Annotated in this window: 17 protein-coding genes and 1 tRNA gene; 8 read left to right on the top strand and 10 right to left on the bottom strand. The window is 71.5% G+C overall.

Annotation, left to right across the window (positions count from 1 at the left end; genetic code table 11):
• Position 1: 1 nt before the first annotated feature.
• Positions 2-679, top strand: a complete 678-nt coding sequence (locus ACZ59A_RS27430) for a DUF6308 family protein (RefSeq protein ID WP_470963516.1) — start codon at positions 2-4, stop codon at positions 677-679.
• Positions 680-831: 152 nt separating this feature from the next.
• Here the strand turns inward: ACZ59A_RS27430 and ACZ59A_RS27425 are convergent, their stop codons facing one another.
• The 5 genes from ACZ59A_RS27425 to ACZ59A_RS27405 all read right to left on the bottom strand — a co-directional run bounded on the left by ACZ59A_RS27425 (position 832) and on the right by ACZ59A_RS27405 (position 3,587).
• Entirely contained in the window at positions 832-1,626 is a 795-nt protein-coding gene (locus ACZ59A_RS27425; protein WP_470963513.1) for a hypothetical protein, read from the bottom strand.
• A 372-nt stretch (positions 1,627-1,998) separates the two neighbouring features.
• Positions 1,999-2,085: transfer RNA gene (locus ACZ59A_RS27420), tRNA-Ser, on the bottom strand.
• Positions 2,086-2,155: 70 nt separating this feature from the next.
• A complete protein-coding gene (tadA, locus tag ACZ59A_RS27415) occupies positions 2,156-2,656 on the bottom strand; it encodes a tRNA adenosine(34) deaminase TadA (protein WP_468043403.1) in 501 nt (166 codons plus the stop codon).
• A gap of 19 nt (positions 2,657-2,675) precedes the next feature.
• Positions 2,676-3,212, bottom strand: coding sequence for a tRNA adenosine deaminase-associated protein (locus tag ACZ59A_RS27410; RefSeq protein WP_470963510.1), 537 nt, complete (start codon positions 3,210-3,212; stop codon positions 2,676-2,678).
• A 177-nt stretch (positions 3,213-3,389) separates the two neighbouring features.
• Positions 3,390-3,587, bottom strand: a complete 198-nt coding sequence (locus ACZ59A_RS27405; RefSeq protein ID WP_468043406.1) for a hypothetical protein — start codon at positions 3,585-3,587, stop codon at positions 3,390-3,392.
• 166 nt (positions 3,588-3,753) lie between these two features.
• Between ACZ59A_RS27405 and upp the strand changes: the two genes are divergently transcribed.
• The gene (gene upp / locus ACZ59A_RS27400) at positions 3,754-4,389 is read left to right on the top strand and encodes a uracil phosphoribosyltransferase (RefSeq protein WP_470963507.1); all 636 of its coding nucleotides are present in this window, start codon (positions 3,754-3,756) and stop codon (positions 4,387-4,389) included.
• Between the two features lie 31 nt (positions 4,390-4,420).
• Here the strand turns inward: upp and ACZ59A_RS27395 are convergent, their stop codons facing one another.
• Both ACZ59A_RS27395 and ACZ59A_RS27390 read right to left on the bottom strand, forming a co-directional pair.
• Positions 4,421-5,092 carry a LytR C-terminal domain-containing protein gene (locus tag ACZ59A_RS27395; protein WP_470963504.1) on the bottom strand — a complete coding sequence of 224 codons (672 nt, stop codon included), beginning with the start codon at positions 5,090-5,092 and terminating at the stop codon, positions 4,421-4,423.
• 114 nt (positions 5,093-5,206) lie between these two features.
• Positions 5,207-5,503, bottom strand: coding sequence for a type II toxin-antitoxin system VapB family antitoxin (locus ACZ59A_RS27390; RefSeq protein ID WP_009716657.1), 297 nt, complete (start codon positions 5,501-5,503; stop codon positions 5,207-5,209).
• Between the two features lie 415 nt (positions 5,504-5,918).
• Here ACZ59A_RS27390 and ACZ59A_RS27385 point away from each other — a divergent pair, with 415 nt between their 5' ends.
• Positions 5,919-7,394 carry an SDR family oxidoreductase gene (locus ACZ59A_RS27385; protein ID WP_470963501.1) on the top strand — a complete coding sequence of 492 codons (1,476 nt, stop codon included), beginning with the start codon at positions 5,919-5,921 and terminating at the stop codon, positions 7,392-7,394.
• Between the two features lie 37 nt (positions 7,395-7,431).
• On the opposite strand, the gene ACZ59A_RS27380 is transcribed toward ACZ59A_RS27385, so the two are convergent.
• From ACZ59A_RS27380 to ACZ59A_RS27370, 3 genes are read right to left on the bottom strand one after another with little or no spacing between them, the layout of a single operon-like run.
• Complete coding sequence (locus ACZ59A_RS27380) at positions 7,432-8,667, bottom strand: cytochrome P450 (protein WP_470963498.1); 1,236 nt, start codon at positions 8,665-8,667, stop codon at positions 7,432-7,434.
• A gap of 40 nt (positions 8,668-8,707) precedes the next feature.
• Positions 8,708-10,102, bottom strand: a complete 1,395-nt coding sequence (locus ACZ59A_RS27375; RefSeq protein ID WP_470963495.1) for an NAD(P)/FAD-dependent oxidoreductase — start codon at positions 10,100-10,102, stop codon at positions 8,708-8,710.
• Positions 10,092-10,301, bottom strand: a complete 210-nt coding sequence (locus ACZ59A_RS27370; protein ID WP_470963492.1) for a ferredoxin — start codon at positions 10,299-10,301, stop codon at positions 10,092-10,094. Before ACZ59A_RS27370 ends, ACZ59A_RS27375 begins: the two co-directional genes overlap by 11 nt.
• A gap of 313 nt (positions 10,302-10,614) precedes the next feature.
• On the opposite strand from ACZ59A_RS27370, the gene ACZ59A_RS27365 reads away from it, so the two are divergent.
• The 5 genes from ACZ59A_RS27365 to ACZ59A_RS27345 all read left to right on the top strand — a co-directional run bounded on the left by ACZ59A_RS27365 (position 10,615) and on the right by ACZ59A_RS27345 (position 17,583).
• The gene (locus ACZ59A_RS27365; protein ID WP_470963489.1) at positions 10,615-11,856 is read left to right on the top strand and encodes an acyltransferase family protein; all 1,242 of its coding nucleotides are present in this window, start codon (positions 10,615-10,617) and stop codon (positions 11,854-11,856) included.
• 193 nt (positions 11,857-12,049) lie between these two features.
• A complete protein-coding gene (locus ACZ59A_RS27360; RefSeq protein ID WP_470963486.1) occupies positions 12,050-14,302 on the top strand; it encodes a family 2 encapsulin nanocompartment cargo protein terpene cyclase in 2,253 nt (750 codons plus the stop codon).
• Positions 14,303-14,438: 136 nt separating this feature from the next.
• On the top strand, positions 14,439-14,663 hold the full coding sequence (locus tag ACZ59A_RS27355) for a hypothetical protein (protein WP_468043423.1): 225 nt from the start codon (positions 14,439-14,441) through the stop codon (positions 14,661-14,663).
• Positions 14,660-16,156, top strand: a complete 1,497-nt coding sequence (locus ACZ59A_RS27350) for a sodium:solute symporter family protein (RefSeq protein ID WP_470963482.1) — start codon at positions 14,660-14,662, stop codon at positions 16,154-16,156. The genes ACZ59A_RS27355 and ACZ59A_RS27350 overlap by 4 nt, the downstream gene beginning before the upstream one ends.
• A complete protein-coding gene (locus ACZ59A_RS27345) occupies positions 16,153-17,583 on the top strand; it encodes an amidase (protein WP_470963479.1) in 1,431 nt (476 codons plus the stop codon). The genes ACZ59A_RS27350 and ACZ59A_RS27345 overlap by 4 nt, the downstream gene beginning before the upstream one ends.
• Positions 17,584-17,676: the final 93 nt, after the last annotated feature.

Raw genomic sequence — 17,676 nt, 5'->3', positions numbered from 1 at the left:
GTTGAACAAGCTCATCACCTCTGATCAGGCCGTCTTCGATCTGCGATGCTACTTCGGCATCGATCTGCAGCCAGGCGCCGTGCCTTTCACAGGAAGCCGTTTTGAGTACCTGGCCGGCGGGGGAGACTACCCGTCAACCGCAAACGTAGTGACCGCCGATGACCTCATCGCGGTGCAGACCTTGTCGGTCAGGATTCCGGTGCAGGTTTCTCTGGACCTCCTGGAACGCGACCTTGGTGATCAGATGTCCAAGCTGCTGCGCAGCATCCCTGGCGACGTTGACATGGCCGAAGTCGAGGTTGCCGAGCTGGCCCCTGGATCGCCGGCTGACGCCGCCTGGCACCTTCTCAACGCTCAGACCGGAATCGGGTGGGTCACGGCCGGCAAACTCCTCGCCCGCAAGCGCCCACGTCTCCTGCCCGTCTATGACCGGGTCGTTCGCTGCATCCTTGGCCGGCCCAAGTGCTTCTGGCTCGACCTGCATGCTGCGCTGCGGACCGACGACTTCGACCTGCACCGCAAGCTGATGGATTTGCGCCAGTCGGCCGGTGTGCCGGATACCGTCAGCGCTCTACGGGTCTGTGACGTCGTGCTTTGGATGCGCCACCACGGGGAGCATCGAGAAGCGGCGGGCTGCGCCTGGGAACGACCAGGCCGTACGCACGGCCTCCACGGCTAACGCGGTTGTCAGCGCTGTGCGCCACCATCGGCGTATGGTCCCTCGCGACTGGCTACGCGTCAGAAAATGGAGCCCGCGCTGAAACGCTCGGTAGGTGGCCCTCCGCTCCCGGTACGTCTGGGCCCGACAGCGTCATCGGTCACCCCGTCGTCTCAGGATGCTTCCCTGATGGCAGTCCAGCCAGCGCGGTTGAACTTTTTGTCCCCTGGAGCGGCCAGGGCGGGCCGCGACTCCCCATCGACCTGCTGCGCGGCACGGACGGTCGCCGCCGAGCTCATCTTCCAGTCATCCCCCTCCCATTCGGCCGCCATGAGAGTGCGGGTGTAGGAGCTGTGCTCCTTCTCGATCGCCCCGGCTTTCATGGTGACGCGGGCGAGGATGTAAACGCTGACCTCGTCCTTCGAATCCTCGATGACCTTGAAGCCGACAGTGCGAACACGTGAATAGGCGCCTGGCGGCATGTCGCCCTTGGCCGGTATCCCGAACTTCTCACGCAAGGCTGCATCCGTCTGGACGGCCCGCTGCTTGACCTTCTGTTCGTTCGCTGGCGTCTGGTCGGCCGCGGCCAGGTAGGAGTCGTAGGCCCGCATCTGCTCGTCCACCATGTCCCGGCTGCCTTCCGCGGTTGTTGAGTTCGCGGCGGACAGCATGCTGACGGCGCCCTCGACACTGTGCGGGAACAGAACTTCGTTGTCGTTGCTGTCGGTACGATGGCCGCGCGGCAGCACCGCCCGTTTCCCCGGCTCGGTCCACTCGTCGGGTGCGCTGTAGCCCGGCTTGGACTGGTGCGGCGAAGCAGTGGCGCCGCCGCTTTTCTCACCTTTGCTCGATGCCTCGGTGCCGTCGTCTCCACTAGATGCCGCACAGGCGGTCAGGGCGAGTACGGCAGTGGCAACGCCGCTGGTGCCCCAGATCATCGCCCGATTCGCCCCGTTCATACGCGACATCAGCACAACACTCCCTTAACCATCGAGATCAAGATCAGTGAACCGGACAACACGATGTCAGCTACACCGCCGCTCATCCAATTGAACGCCTCGCTTCCGCTGCGCCGCCGACCGTGGCCGATCGCCCGGCCATCGGTCGTGAATCCATCGGCCGCCTGCTGGCCACGTTCTCACCTGGCGGGTCTTCCGGGCTTGCTGTGGGACCCGCGGGGCCGGATCCCACGGTAAGCACCATCATCGACAGCCGTTTCAGCAGGTCAGTTGGGGTCAGACGGGCTCACGTGTCGGGACACGTCCACACAACTGGTGGACGTGTCCACACGCAAAACACCCCTCTGCCTGCGTTTCCGCAGGTCAGAGGGGCGATTCGAGCGGTAGCGGTGGGATTTGAACCCACGGAGGAGTTGCCCCCTCACGCGCTTTCGAGGCGCGCTCCTTCGGCCGCTCGGACACGCTACCGAGGCAGAGCCTAGCGGACGAAGGGCCGAGATCCGAAATCGGTTCCGGGTGGGGGTGGACCAGGGGGTGGTCAGTGGGTGCGGAAGAAGGCGGTGAGGGGGGCCGCGCACTCTTCGGGGAGGACGTCGTGGATGACCTCGGGGCGGTGGTTGAGGCGGCGGTCGCGGACGATGTCCCAGAGGGAGCCGACGGCGCCCGCCTTTTCGTCGATCGCGCCGTAGACCACGCGGTCGAGCCGGGACAGCACGATGGCGCCCGCGCACATGGCGCACGGCTCCAGGGTCACCACCAGGGTGCACCCGGTCAGCCGCCAGCCGCCGAGGCGGCGGGCCGCGGCGCGGAGGGCGAGGACCTCGGCGTGGGCCGTGGGGTCGCCGTGGGCCTCGCGCTCGTTGCGGCCGCGGCCGAGCACCGTGCCGTCCGGGCCGAGCACGACGGCGCCGACCGGGACATCCCCCGTCTCGGGTGCCCGTACGGCCTCCTCCAGCGCGAGGCGCATCGGCGCGCGCCAGGGGTCACGCAGGGGGTCGGGGTCGGGTCCGGGCAGGATGCCGGTCAGCGGATCGGTCATGACACCAGTGTGGCGGCGGTCAGCGCACCGCCTCCAGGCCCTCCATGCCGCAGCCCAGCATGTCGGCGATCGATTCGAGGGCGTCCCCGTCGAGGGACTTCAGCTCCTTCTCCTCCATGCCCAGGTCGGTCAGGATGTCGCCGTCGCCGAGCGGGCCGACCGGAACCGGCGCGTCGGGGTCGGTGTCGTCGTCCTCGTCGGGCTCGCCGTCCTCGGTGCCGTCCAGGTCGACGAGGCTGTCCAGGTCGTCGTCGGGGTCCCGGCCGAGCAGCTCGTCGGTGAGCATCGACCCGTACGAGGTGCGGGCGGCCGCGGCCGCGTCCGATACGTAGATGTGCGGGTCCTCCTCGCCGTCCACGCGGACGACGCCGAACCACGCGTCTTCGTGCTCGATGAAGGCCAGAACCGTGTCGTCGTCCTTGGCGGCCCCACGAGCCAGTTCGATCAAATCGGTCAGAGTCTCCACGTCATCGAGCTCTGTGTCGCTCGCTTCCCACCCTTCTGCGGTGCGCGCGAGCAATGCGGCGAAGTACACCGTGACTCTCCCACTGGTCATAGGCGTGCCGGGGCGGGCGGGACAGTGTCCCGCCCCAATCGGAATCGTGGCAGAAACCATCGCTTCGCGAGAGGTCTTCCGCGCTGCGTCGTGCACCAGTCCAAAGAGATGTGGCTCACGTGAAACGAAACGGACCGACCTGATCGCTCCATCGGCGGTGCGCCGGGTTCGGGTACATCAGCGGAACGTACGCAGCAGTATCGCCTCACGCATACGGGCGGCGCGGGTCAGCCGCGGCCGCACGCGGTCGCGCACCTGCCGGGCCTCGTTCAGCGCGCGCAGGAAGCTGTCTCGACGGCGGCGGCGGTCCGCGGCGCTCTCGCGTCCGGGCACGGCGCCCATCGTCCTGCCGGTGGGCATATCGGTGTCGGCCATGGCCTCACCCCTCGGGCCGAGGTCTTCGTCCGGGCGTCGGGCCCGGGCGCTCCTGCCCACTTTCCCCCGAAACAGCGGTTTGATGCCAGCACAGCGGCAGACTGTCCGCGCGCGCCGGGGTTACCGGCGGGAGCCGCGGGCGGACGGCTCGGTTAGTGTCGGTGCCATGCGGATCCATGTCGTCGACCACCCGTTGGTGGCGCACAAACTCACCACGCTGCGCGACAAGCGCACCGACTCCCCCACCTTCCGGCGGCTCGCCGACGAGCTGGTGACCCTGCTCGCCTACGAGGCGACGCGCGATGTGCGGACCGAGCGGGTCGACATCGAGACGCCGGTGACGGCGACGACCGGGGTGCGGCTGTCGCATCCGCGCCCCATGGTGGTGCCGATCCTGCGGGCGGGCCTCGGGATGCTCGACGGCATGGTGCGGCTGCTGCCGACGGCCGAGGTGGGCTTCCTCGGCATGATCCGCGACGAGGAGACGCTGCAGGCGTCCACGTACGCCACCCGGATGCCCGACGACCTCTCGGGCCGTCAGGTGTACGTGCTGGACCCGATGCTGGCGACCGGCGGGACGCTCGTCGCGGCGATCCGGGAACTCATATCGCGGGGCGCCGACGACGTCACCGCCCTGTGTCTGCTGGCGGCGCCCGAGGGCGTCGAGGTGATGGAGCGCGAGCTCGCCGGCGCGCCCGTGACCGTGGTCACCGCGTCCATCGACGAGCGGCTCAACGAGCACGGGTACATCGTGCCGGGGCTCGGCGACGCGGGCGACCGGATGTACGGGACCGCGGGCTAGCGAGACACCCCCGGTACCCGCCCGGGCTCGCTCAGCAGGGCGAGCCCGACGGGCGGGGCGAGGGCTTGGTCAGCGCGGTGAGCGCCTTGGTGGCGTCCTTCTGCCCGACCAGGTCCTTGAACTCCGAGCCGATGATCAGATCGACGTCCTTGCCGCGGCGGCCGTCGTTCTTGGTCTGGGTCCCGGCGAGCTGGGTGGAGAGCACCCGGAAGGCGCCGTCCGTGGAGCCCGGTGCGCCCAGGAGTATCCCCGGGCCCTTGACCTTCTTGTCGTACGCGTTCGGGGCGTTCCCCACGTCCCCGATCTTGAAGCCGCGCTTCTTCAGCTCGTCGGCGGTGTCCTTCGCGAGCCCCGAGCGCTTGGTCGCGTTGTAGACGTTGACGGTGATGTCGGAGGGCTTCGGCAGCTTCTTCGCCGCCGTACGGGACGACGACCCGGAGCCCTGGTCGTGGCCCTTGCCCGGCTCGCGCTTGCAGTCCGCGCTGCCGCGCGCCGCGCGCACCGTGTCGCCGCCCTTGCCGCCGCCACCGGAGAAGACGTCGATGAGCTGAAGCGTTCCCCAGCCGACCAGGCCGAGCGCCACGACGGAGCCGAGGGCCGCGAACACCAGGCGCCGGCGGCTCCGGGGCCGACGCATGCGCGGGTAACGGTCGCCCGTGATGCGGTACTTTCCGCCCATGCCGGGAGGGGTCAGCATGCTCATATGCGCAGCGTAGTGCGACCTGGTGACGATGCCTACTAAATGATCAATGGTTGGTGTGCAGTCCAACCCGAAAGGGCCAACGCGAAGGCCCCCCGACCCCGTGCGGGGGTGGCGTCAGTCGAGCTCCAGGACGCGCGCGTGCAGCACCTGGCGCTGCTGGAGCGCCGCGCGCACCGCGCGGTGCAGCCCGTCCTCCAGGTAGAGGTCGCCGTCCCACTTCACGACGTGGGCGAAGAGGTCCCCGTAGAACGTCGAGTCCTCGGCGAGCAACGTCTCCAGGTCGAGCTGCTGCTTCGTCGTGACCAGTTGGTCAAGACGTACCGGGCGTGGGGCGACATCCGCCCACTGGCGGGTGCTTTCCCGGCCGTGGTCGGGATAGGGCCGACCGTTTCCGATGCGCTTGAAGATCACACGGAAAGCCTACCGGGCAAGCGGCTTCCGGCGCAGCCAAGGCGCGGGAGTACCAGGCCCGGGGCCCGGGAGGGGGCTTCGGGGCGCGCTGGCAAAAGGGTGGAATTTTCTCGAAAAGGGACTAGTCGCCCAAGGAGGTCAGGAGTAACCTTAAAAGCAGCCTGCGGGGCGAGCGAGGGAGCTCGACCGGAGAGGCGTTCAGGACAGAGGACTTTGGTTCTCCGGAGCGCTTCGCTGATGGCCGGGCTGAGAGGCCGGAAGGTCGGGGAGACCGGAAGGCGACCTCCAGCACCTGATCCGGACAATGCCGGCGAAGGGAGCCCACCTCGCAGGTTTTGTGCTGCCCGATCCCTTGCCCGATCCCTTTCGGAAGCGCCCGGTTGCGGCGGCTTCTCGCGTGCTCAAGCATGGCTGCATGCGCTGTCTGGTCACCGGGGCCACCGGCTACATCGGCGGCAGGCTCGTGCCCGAGCTGCTGGCCGCGGGGCATGAGGTGCGCTGTGTGGTCCGCTCCCCGGGGAAGCTCCGCGATCACCCCTGGGCGGGGGAGGTCGAGACCGTACGCGGCGATGTGACCGACGAGGAGTCCGTCGGGGCGGCCATGGCGGGCGTGGACGTCGCGTACTACCTGGTGCACGCGCTGGGCGGCGGGCCCGGCTTCGAGGAGACCGACCGGCGCGCCGCCCGCGTCTTCGGCGAGCGGGCGCGGGCCGCCGGGGTCCGGCGGATCGTCTACCTCGGCGGGCTGACCCCGGCCGGGGTCCCGGACCGGGACCTCTCCCCCCATCTGCGCTCCCGCGCCGAAGTGGGGCGCGCGCTCCTGGACTCCGGGGTGCCGACCGCGGTGCTACGGGCCGGAGTCATCATCGGGTCGGGCTCGGCGTCGTTCGAAATGCTGCGCTATCTGACCGAACGGCTTCCGCTCATGGTCACCCCGCGCTGGGTACGTACCCGCACCCAGCCGATCGCCGTCCGCGATGTGCTCCGGCTGCTCGTCGGCTGCGCCGCGCTGCCGTACGAGGTGAGCCGGGCCTTCGACATCGGCGGCCCCGACGTCCTCACCTACCGGGACATGATGCGGCGGTACGCGGCCGTCGCCGGGCTGCCCCGGCGCGCCATCCTGCCGGTGCCGGTGCTCAGCCCGCGGCTCTCCAGCCTCTGGGTCGGCCTGATCACCCCCGTACCCGGCACCCTCGCCCGGCCCCTCGTGGAGTCCCTGCGGCACGAGGTGGTCTGCGCCGAGCGGGACATCTCGGACTACGTACCCGAGCCGCCGGGCGGCCTCCTCGGCGTGGACCGGGCCCTGGAGCTGGCCCTTCGGCGGATCGGCGAGGCCGACGTGGCCACCCGCTGGTCCTCCGCCGCCACCCCCGGCGCGCCCAGCGACCCGCTGCCCACCGACCCCGACTGGGCGGGCGGCACCCTCTACACCGACCACCGCCGTCGCGCCGTGAACGCCTCCCCGCAGGACGTGTGGCGGGTCGTGGAGGGGATCGGCGGCGAGAACGGCTGGTACGCGCTCCCCCTCGCCTGGGCGCTGCGCGGCTGGATCGACAGGCTGATGGGCGGCGTCGGTCTGCGCCGCGGCCGCCGCGACGCGGCCCGGCTGCGGGTCGGGGACAGCCTCGACTTCTGGCGGGTCGAGGAGGTCCTGCCGCCCCGTCTGCTGCGGCTGCGGGCCGAGATGCGGCTGCCGGGGCTGGCATGGCTGGAGATGCGGGTGGAGCGGGACGCGGCGGGCGGGACCGTCTTCCGCCAGCGCGCCGTCTTCCACCCGCACGGGCTGGCCGGGCACCTCTACTGGTGGGGCGTCTCGCCGTTCCACGCGCTGGTGTTCGGCGGGCTGGCCCGCAAGATCGCCGCCAAGGCCGAGTCGTCCGTATGCCGTTGACCGGGCGGCGGTGCTCGCTCAAGGTCGCGGCGGCCACCTAGCGCAGGCCGTCCGCGGCGATGGGGAGGTGGCGGGGGCCGCGGAGGACGGCGTTGCGGCGGTAGGGCGGCGGGTCTTCGAGCAGGCGGGGGTTCTCCAGGCGCTGGGCAAGCGCGGTCAGGGCCAACTGGGCCTCCAGCCGGGCCAGCGGGGCGCCGAAGCAGCTGTGGATGCCACTGCCGAAGCCCAGGTGCTGGTTGTCGCGGCGCTGCGGGTCGAAGCGGTCGGGGTCGAGGAAGCGCTGGGGGTCGCGGTTGCCGGAGGCCAGGACGAGCCAGACGGAGGCGCCCTTGGGGATGGTGACCCCGGCGATGTCGATGTCCGAGAGCGGGGTGCGCTGGGGGAGCAACTGGACGGGCGGGTCGTAGCGCAGCAGCTCCTCGACCAGGGGGACGGCCAGATGGGGCTTGGCGCGCAGCCGGGCCAGGACGTCGGGGTTGCGGAGCAGGACGAGCATGCCGTTGGTGATCAGGTTGACGGTGGTCTCGTGGCCCGCGACCAGCAGCAGCGCGGCGGTGCTCAGCAGCTCCGTATGGCTCATCGGGCCCTCCGGGCCGTGCCCGGCGACTAGGGCGGAGAGCATGTCGTCGCCGGGGGAGCGGCGGCGCTCCTCGATCAGTTCGGAGAGGTAGCGGCCGAGTTCGGTGCGGGCCCGCTGGGTGACGCGGCGGCGTTCCGCGGCGTCCTGCTCGGGGTCCGGGTCGAGGCTCGCGGCGAGGGTGTCGGCCCAGGTGTGGAAGCGCGGTTCGTCCTCGCGCGGCACGCCCAGCAGCCGGCAGATGACGGTGACCGGGAAGGGGTACGAGAAGTGGTCGACGAGGTCGATGCGGTCCCGGTCCTGGAAGCCGTCGATCAGTTCGTCGACGATGCGGGACAGCTCGCCGCGCATGGCGTGGATCCGCCGGGGGGTGTGCGGCGGGCCGAAGGGGGTCATGGCCAGGCGGCGCAGCCGGTCGTGTTCGGGCGGGTCGAGCTTCAGGAAGGCGGGCGGCAGCCCGGGGTCGTCCTCCTCGGCCCCGGCCGGTTCCCCGGCGGCCTGCGGGTCGAGGTTGCGCGCGTCGGAGCTGATGCGCGGGTCGTGCAGGAGGGCGTGGATCTCCCAGTAGGTGCTGACGATGTACGGGCCGTCCTCCTCGTGCACCACGGGTGTTTTGCGCAGTTCCGCGTAGATCGGGTACGGGTCGGCGCGGTTGGCGTAGTCGGTGATCTTCCGCAGGAGGGGGCCGTGGGCCATGGCGGAGTCCTTCCGGGGATCGGGCCGGGGAGCGGGGCGGTCACACGCGCGCGGGGGTGAAGGCGATCCGCCGGTCGGCGGGCGAGTAGCCGCTGAGCGTGACGGTCGGGCCGTGGGTGGGCAGCGTGGGGTCCGGGAAGTCGGCCGGGACCGGCCGCAGCCCTTCGGCGCGGCGGTCGACGGTGGTGAACGGCGGCGGGAAGGGGGCGGCTGTCTCGATCAGCCGCTGGTAGAACGCCAGCCACTTGCTCTGGTCGAAGGTGACGGCGGCGATGACGCGCCCCTGGTATCCGTAGACCGCCGTGAAGCGGTGCTCGGCGAGCGACCCCTGCGCGATCAGGATCTCCTCGCCCAGCGACGGCACCCCGACCGACTTGATGTTCACCCCGAACTGGGAGGACCAGAAGGCCGGGACCCACAGATGCGGCCGTCGGTCGGCGCTCGCGCTGATCATGTTGTGGGCGGCGGTCTCGGCCTGGGCGACCGCGTTGCCCCAGTGCTCCAGGGACAGGAACTGGTAGCCGAAGAGCGGATGCGGGGAGCGGGCCACGTCCCCGGCCGTGAAGACGTCGTCGGTGACGATGCCGCGCACGTCGAAGGCGCGGCAGCCCGCGTCGCAGGCGATGCCGCGCGGCCCGGCGCCGAGCCCGGAACCGGCCAGCCATTCGGTGTTGCGGGTGATGCCGAGGGAGACGACCGCGACATCGGCGTCGAGGGCGGTGCCGTCGGACAGATGGGCCCGCCGCAGCCGCCCGGCGGCGTCGCCCTCCAGCGCGGTGACCATGACGCCGCAGCGCAGGTCCACGCCGTGGGCGCGCTGGAGGTCGGCGGCGACCTCGCCGAGCACTCCGCCGAGGGCGCCGACCAGCGGGGTCGGGCCGCGTTCGGCGACGGTGACCGGCAGCCCCCGCTCCCGGCAGGCGGAGGCGATCTCCGAGCCGGTGAAGCCCGCGCCGATGACCAGCACCCGGCGCGGCCCGGCCGACAGCCGGCGGTGCAGCGCGGCCGCGTCCTCGCGGGTACGGAGCACGAAGACGCCGTCCAGCTCGGCTTCCAGGGGATGCGGCCAGGGCCGGGCGCGCACCCCGGTGGTGATCATGAGCCGGTCGTAGCCGACCTCGTCGCCGTCGGCCAGCCGCACCCGCTGGGCCGTCATGTCCAGCCCGGTGGCGGCGACGCCGAGCCGCCATGTCGCGTCCACCGCGCGGCGCCGGGGCAGCGCCGTCTGGTCGGCGGGGGACCTGCCCAGCAGCACCTGCTTGGACAGCGGCGGCCGGTCGTACGGCTCATGGGGCTCGTCGCCGATCATCGTGAGCGAGCCCGCGAACCCCTCCTCGCGCAGCGTCTCGGCGGCCCGCAGCCCGGCGAGCGAGGCGCCCACGATCACGATGCGCCCCTCGCGCCGCAGCGTGTGCGGCGCGCCGTCAGCGGACACCGGACAGGTCCTCGTCGTCGACCAGGATGGCCTGGACCGGGCAGGCCGCCGCCGCGCGCGCCACGTTCTCCCGCTGGGACTCGTCCGCGTGCGGGGCGTAGAGCAGCGCCTCCTCGCCGTGCAGGGTGAAGACGTCGGGGGCGAGGAACGCGCACTGCGCGTATCCCTGGCAGCGGTTGAGATCGACGACAAGCCTCATCGGGGCCCTGCCCTTCGCCACGCTCGGGTCGCCGGGTCACCCCCCACTGGCCCCCAGCATGGGCGAGGCGACCGGGGCCCGCGCGCACAGCCGGGCCAAAGGGGCGACGGGCGACGGGCGCGGGGGCGAGTGCGGGGGCGCAGTGTGCCAGTGGGGGCGGGGGCGTGACCCGTCGTGCGCAAGAGCTGAGCCATTCCGCCCGTGGCCGTGTGCCCGCCACTACTGTGCGTGGAATGTTCCACTCCGCAGCCCTCTCCTCAGCCCCACAAAGAGGCGGGATCGCCGCTGTCGGTTCCACGGGGTGGCGTATGTGATGAACATCTCGTCCTTACGTCGCGCGCAGCGCGCCCCCGCGCCCGCCTCCCCGGCCCCCGCGCCCGCCTCCCCCGTCCCCGCCTCTCCGACCCCCGTCCCCACTCCTCCCGCCGCCGCTCCCAAGCAGCGTGACGCGTTCTTCGACAACGCCAAGTACCTGGCCATCGTGCTGGTCGCGATGGGGCATTCCTGGGAACCGCTGCGGAACGGCAGCAGAGCGGCATCCGCCCTCTACATGTTCGTGTACGCGTTCCACATGCCCGCGTTCATCCTCATCTCCGGCTACTTCTCGCGGAACTTCGACCTCCGGCCGGACCGGCTGAAGCGCCTGCTCACCGGCGTCGTCGTCCCGTACGTGCTCTTCGAGACCGCGTACAGCCTGCTCAAGGGCTGGGCGGGCGGCGACGCCTCGTACCCGGTCAGCCTGCTCGACCCCTGGTATCTGACCTGGTTCCTGATCGCGCTCTTCGTGTGGCGGGTGACCACCCCGGTGTGGCGGATCGTGCGCCATCCCGTGCCGGTCGCGCTCGCGATCGCCGCGCTCGCCGCGTGCTCGCCCGACATTGGCGACGATCTCGACCTCCAGCGGGTGCTGCAGTTCCTGCCCTTCTTCGTGGCGGGCCTGCACATGCGGCCGGAGCACTTCCGGATGGTGCGGCGGCGGGAGGTGCGGCTGGCGGCCGTGCCCGTGGCGGCCGTCGCGCTGGTCTTCGCGTACTGGGCGGTGCCGCGCATGAACGCCGGGTGGTTCTACCACCGGGACAGCGCCCAGGAGCTGGGGGCGCCGTGGTGGAGCGGCATCGTGATGACGTTCGCCCTCTTCGGCTGCTCCATGGTGCTCACCGCGTGCTTCTTCGCCTGGGTGCCCGGGCGGACGATGTGGTTCACCGCGCTCGGCGCCGGAACGCTGTACGGGTATCTGCTGCACGGCCTCCTCATAAAGGGCTCCCACTTCGCGGGCTGGTACGAACCGTCCTGGCTGCACACCCCGGCGGGCGCGATCGTGGTCACGGTCATCGCCGCGGTGGTGGTGACGGCGCTGTGCTCCCCGCTCGTGCAGCGGATCTTCCGCTTCGCGATGGAGCCGCGGATGGAGTGGGCCTTCCGGTCCACGGATGCCGTGACGGCCGCGGCGGGGCCCGCCGTGGCCGGATCCGGGCCCGGGGCCGTCGTGGCCCGGTCCGCCTCGACGCCGCAGACGGCCGTCGTCCCGCCGCAGGCCACGAGACCGTCGCGCTAGCGCGTCAGCTGCCCGTTCCCGGCCCCGCCGCGGCCGTACCGCCGCGGCGGGGCCGGAAACGCTCGCACGCTTATGTGACTCGTCGGGCTGTCGGATAGGCCGTCTGGACGCTGGGTAGGGCCGAGCCGATCAGCCCGCGGGGCCCGTTGAACGGCCGCGGGCATCCGTCGCACGGAGAGGTCCCGGCGCACCAGTGACACAGCCCTTTCAACTCCCCGACTTCTACATGCCGTACCCGGCCCGGCTGAACCCCCGGGTCCAGGAGGCACGGGAGCACTCCACCCGGTGGGCCCGCGAGATGGGCATGCTCGAAGGCTCCGGGATCTGGGAGCAGGAGGATCTCGACGCCCACGACTACGCCCTGCTGTGCGCCTACACCCACCCCGAATGCTCCGGCGCGGAGCTGGCGCTGATCACGGACTGGTACGTGTGGGTGTTCTTCTTCGACGACCACTTCCTCGAGGAATTCAAGTACACGAACGACCGGGAGGGCGCCAAGGCGTATCTGGACCGGCTGCCGCTGTTCATGCCGATGGAGCCGATGGACCCGGCGGCCGGGATGCCGGAGCCGGTCAACCCCGTCGAGGCGGGCCTGAAGGACCTGTGGACGCGGACGGTGCCCGCGATGTCGCCGGACTGGCGGGCCCGGTTCCGGGAGTCCACGGAGAACCTGCTCAACGAGTCGCTGTGGGAGCTGTCCAACATCAACGCGGGGCGGACGCCCAATCCGGTGGAGTACATCGAGATGCGCCGCAAGGTCGGCGGCGCCCCGTGGTCGGCCGGGCTCGTGGAGCACGCGGTGGGGGCCGAGGTGCCTGCGGTGATCGCGGAGTCGCGGCCGCTGCGCGTGCTGCGGGACGCGTTCTCGGACGCGGTGCATCTGCGCAACGACCTGTTCTCGTACCAGCGGGAGATCGAGGAGGAGGGCGAGCTGAGCAACGGGGTGCTGGTCCTGGAGACGTTCCTGGACTGCACCACCCAGCAGGCGGCGGACGCCGTGAACGACCTGCTCACCTCGCGGCTCCAGCAGTTCGAGAACACCACGTTCACCGAGCTGGCCCCGCTCTTCGCCGAACACGGCCTGGACGCGGCGGCCTGCGCGGCCGTCATGGCGTACGTCAAGGGGCTCCAGGACTGGCAGTCCGGCGGCCATGAGTGGCACATGCGTTCCAGCCGCTACATGAACGGCGGCGGGGCCGGGAGCGAGCCCGCCTGGTCGCCGTTCGCCTTGAGCGGTCTCGGCGGCAGCGGCCTTGGCGTATCGGCCGCCGACATACGGCTCACCACCGGCCGGGCGGAGCGCGCCAGGGCGCGCACTTTCAGCCATGTGCCGCATCAGCGGATCGGGCCGTCCCGGCTGCCGGACTTCTTCATGCCGTTCACCGCCCGGCTCAGCCCGCATCTGGACCGGGCGCGCCGCAATCTGGTCGAGTGGTCGCACCGGATGGGCATTCTCGGGCCCCAGCCCGGCGTCCCCGGCTCGGACGTCTGGGACGAGCGCCGGCTGCTCGCCGCCGACCTGCCGCTGTGCGCGGCGGGGATCCACCCGGACGCGTCCCCCGAGGAACTGGATCTGACGTCGGGCTGGCTCGCCTGGGGGACGTACGCGGACGACTACTATCCGCAGGTCTTCGGCCGGAGGCGGGACCTCACCGGCGCCAAGGCGTGCAACGACCGGCTCAAGACCTTCATGCCCCTCGACGCGGGCCCCACCCCCGCCCCGGCCACTGGGCTGGAGCGCTCCCTCGCCGACCTGTGGTCGCGTACCGCGGGGCCGATGGAGGAGGGCGCGCGCCGCGAGTTCCGCACGACCGTCGACGACATGCTGGACAGCTGGCTGTGGGAACTGGCGAACCAGGCGCAGAACCGGATCCCCGACCCGGTCGACTACATCGAGATGCGCCGCCACACCTTCGGCTCCCACCTCACCATGAGCCTGTGCCGACTGGCCCAGGGCAAGCGCGTCCCGCCCGAGATCTACCGCAGCGGGCCGGTCCGTTCGCTGGAGAACGCCGCGATGGACTACGCCACGCTGCTCAACGACGTCTTCTCGTACCAGAAGGAGATCGAGTTCGAGGGCGAGGTCCACAACGGCGTCCTGGTCGTGCAGAACTTCTTCGACTGCGACTACCCGACCGGGGTGGCCATCGTCCATGACCTGATGGCGTCGCGGATGCGGCAGTTCCAGCATGTCGCGGTCCATGAGTTCCCGGTCCTGTACGAGGACTTCGGGCTGACGGCGGAGGGCCGGGCGGGCCTGGAGGGGTACGTACGCGACCTCCAGGACTGGCTGACCGGGATCCTGACCTGGCACCGGGAGGTCGCCAGGTACCGGGAGGAGGAGCTGCTGCACGAGGCCGGGGCGCCGCGGCTGCCGCGGCAGCTGTTCGGCCCGACGGGGCTGGGGACGTCGGCCGCCCGGCTTCCGATGGGCGCGGGCCGGTAGTCGCCTCTGAGGTCAGGGCCCCGTCTTGTCCCCGCGGACAAGGCGGGGCCGCCGCATGTTGGCCGCCCGTGACGATGCCGGACCCGGGGCCGGGTCTGTTGAATGCCGCGCAGTCCCCTCGCGCCCTGGAGGTACCGTGTCGCGGCGCAATCTGCTCGTACTCCTGCCCGTGGTCCCGGCGCTGGCCCTGCTCGCGTCGGTGTGGCTGCCGTTCGTCAACGCCGAGCGGCTGTGGTTCGGCATGCCCTCGCTGTACGTCTGGGTCGGCGGCTGGGTGCTCGCGCTCACCCCGGCGCTGGCCGCCGTCGAGTGGGGGCTGTTCCGGCACCGCGAGCGCGTGGCGGCGGGTGAGGGCCAGTGAGCGTCGTCCTCGCCGTATCGCTGCTGGGCATGTGCGCCCTCGCCCTCTGCGGCTTCCTCGGCCGGACCCGGCGCTCGGCCGACCTCGCCGAGTGGGCCGTCGGGCGGCGCAACTTCGGCACCGCCGCCATGTGGTTCCTCCAGGCCGGGGAGGTGTTCACCACCTTCAGCTTCCTCGGGGTCGCGGGGGTCGCGTACACCGGCGGCAACGCCGCCACGTACGCCGTCGTCTATCTGGCGCTCGCCTTCCTGCTGCTCTACTTCGTCCAGCCGCGGCTGTGGCGGCTCGGCAAGGACAACGGCTACCTCACCCAGGCCGACTACTTCGCCGACCGCTACCGCAGCCCGCTGTTCGGCAAGGTCGTCGCCGTCATCGGGCTGGTCTTCCTGCTCCCCTACATCCAGCTCCAGCTCACCGGGCTCGGCATGGTCGTCGGCCTGGTCACGGGCAGCACGGCGTCGGGGCGGCTGAGCATGGTGCTGGCCTCGGTGCTGACGGCGGCCTTCGTGCTGTGGTCCGGGATCCGCGGGCTGAAGAACAGCGCCTACTTCAAGGACGTGCTGACGGTCGGCGTCATGGCCGTGCTCGCCGTCGTCATCCCGCTGCACTACGCCGGCGGCGGGGTGGGCGAGGTGTTCCGGCGGGTTCATGAGGTGCAGCCGCAGCTGCTGACCGTGCACGGCGGGGCGCAGGACCAGGTGTGGTGGACGACGAGCGTGCTGGTCTCGGCCATCGCGGGCGGGCTGATGGCGACGCCGCACCACTGGCCGCCGCTGATGGCCGCGGGCGGGCCGCGGGCGATCCGTACGAACAACGTCTTCATGCCGCTGTACCAGGTCGCGCTGATGATTCCGATCATGGTCGGGCTCACGGGGGTGGTGGCGCGGGTCGACGGGGACGGCGACGGGGTGCTGCTCACCCTGGCCCAGGGCGCCCTGCCGGACTGGGCCACCGGGCTCGTCGTGGTGGCCGCCGCGGCCTCGGCGATGGTTCCGGCCGGGGCGATGTGCATCGGCATCTCCACCCTGGTCGCCCAGAACCTGCTGCCCCTGGGGCGGGAGTCGGCCCGGATGCGGGTCAACCACAGCGTCGTCGTGCTGGCCATCGGGCTCGCCCTCACCCTCGGCATCCTGCGGCCCGGGCTGCTGGCCGATCTGCAGCTGCTCACGGTGAGCGGCTTCATCCAGCTCGTGCCCGGGCTGCTCGCCGTCCTCGGCGGGCGTCGTCTGCTGACGGCGCGGGCCGCGTTGGCGGGGCTGGCGGCGGGGGAGGCCGTGGTGACGTGGCTGACGCTGGCCGAGGTGGATGTGGCGCATCTGAATGCCGGGCTGGTGGGGGTGGGGGTGAACCTGGTGGTGGCGGCGCTGGTGCAGTTGCTCTTCCCCCACCCCGCCCCTCCCCGACCGGAGTCCCGTGGGGTGCCAGGGGGCCCTGATTCGGGAAGGGGCGGGGTGGGGACAACATCGGTCAGATACGAGAGCGAGCTACCGTGACGGACCACGACGACGAGCTGTACTACAAGACCGCGCACGAGCTGAGCGCCCTGCTGCGGAGGCGTGAGGTGTCCGCGCGGGAGCTGGTGCGGGCGCATCTGGACCGGATCGAGAAGGTCAACCCCGACGTCAACGCGATCGTCACCCTCGTCGCGGACCGCGCGCTGGAGGCCGCGGCCGCGGCCGACGAGCGGATCGTGGCGGCGGGGGCGGACGGGGTGGGGGTGCTGCACGGGCTGCCCATCGCGCACAAGGACACCCACAACACCGCGGGCATCCGCACCAGCCACGGTTCGCCGCTGGCCGACGGCATACCGGACCAGGACGACCTGATCATCGAGCGGATCCGGGATGCCGGGGCGATCACCCTGGGCAAGACCAACGTGCCCGAGTTCGCCGCCGGTTCGCACACGTTCAACCCGATCTTCGGCGCCACCCACAACCCGTACGCACCCGACCGCAGCGCGGGCGGCAGCAGCGGGGGCGCGGCCGCCGCGCTCGCCAGCGGGATGATTCCGATCGCGGACGGCAGCGACACGGGCGGGTCGCTGCGCAATCCGGCCTCGTTCAACAACGTGGTGGGGCTGCGCCCGTCGCCCGGGCGCGTTCCGACCTGGCCCGCGGCGAACGCGTGGACCACGCTCTCGGTCAAGGGCCCGATGGCCCGTACGGTCGCGGACACCGCGCTGCTGCTGTCCGCGATGGCGGGCCCCGACCCCCGGTCGCCGATCGCGCTGGAGGAGCCGGGGGCCCGGTTCGCCCGGCCGCTGGACCGGGATCCGGCCGGGCTGCGGGTGGCGTGGTCGCCGGACCTGGGCGGGCTGGTGCCGGTGGAGCCGGAGGTGGCGGCGGTCGTGGAGGCGGCGGCGGGGGTCTTCGAGGACCTCGGGTGCGTCGTGGAGCGGGCGTGCCCGGACCTGTCGGAGGGCGAGGAGATCTTCCGTACGCAGCGGGCCGCGCTGTTCGAGGTCGCGTTCGGCCCGCTCATGGACCGTCACCCGGCGGAGCTGAAGCGGACGATCCGGGAGAACGCGGAGGTGGGGCGCCGCCTCACCGGGCCCGAGGTGGCCCGGGCCGAGGTGCTGCACACCGCGCTCTTCCACCGGGTCCGGGTCTTCTTCGAGGCTTACGACGTGCTGCTGCTCCCGGTCAGCCAGGTGCCGCCGTTCGACATCGGCATCGAGTACCCGACCGAGGTGGCGGGGGCGGCGATGGGGGACTACCTGGAGTGGATGCGTTCGGCGTACCTGGTCACGGCGACGGGCAGCCCCGCCCTGTCCGTCCCGGGCGGGTTCACCCCGGCCGGGCTGCCGGTGGGCGTCCAGATCGTGGGACCGCACCGGGCGGACTTCGCCGTTCTGCAGATCGGCCACGCCTTCGAACAGGCCACCAGGCACGGGCAGCGGCGCCCGCAGGCGATCGGGTAGCCGCGGGAGGGGATGGTCACCGGCCGTTCGGCCGTGGATAATCTCCGCCTCAGAGCATCGATACCGTCCGGCCCGGGGAGGCGCCCCCGGATC

Source organism: Streptomyces sp. NPDC040405 (genome assembly GCF_055595765.1).
This window is presented reverse-complemented; position numbering and strand designations above follow the sequence as displayed.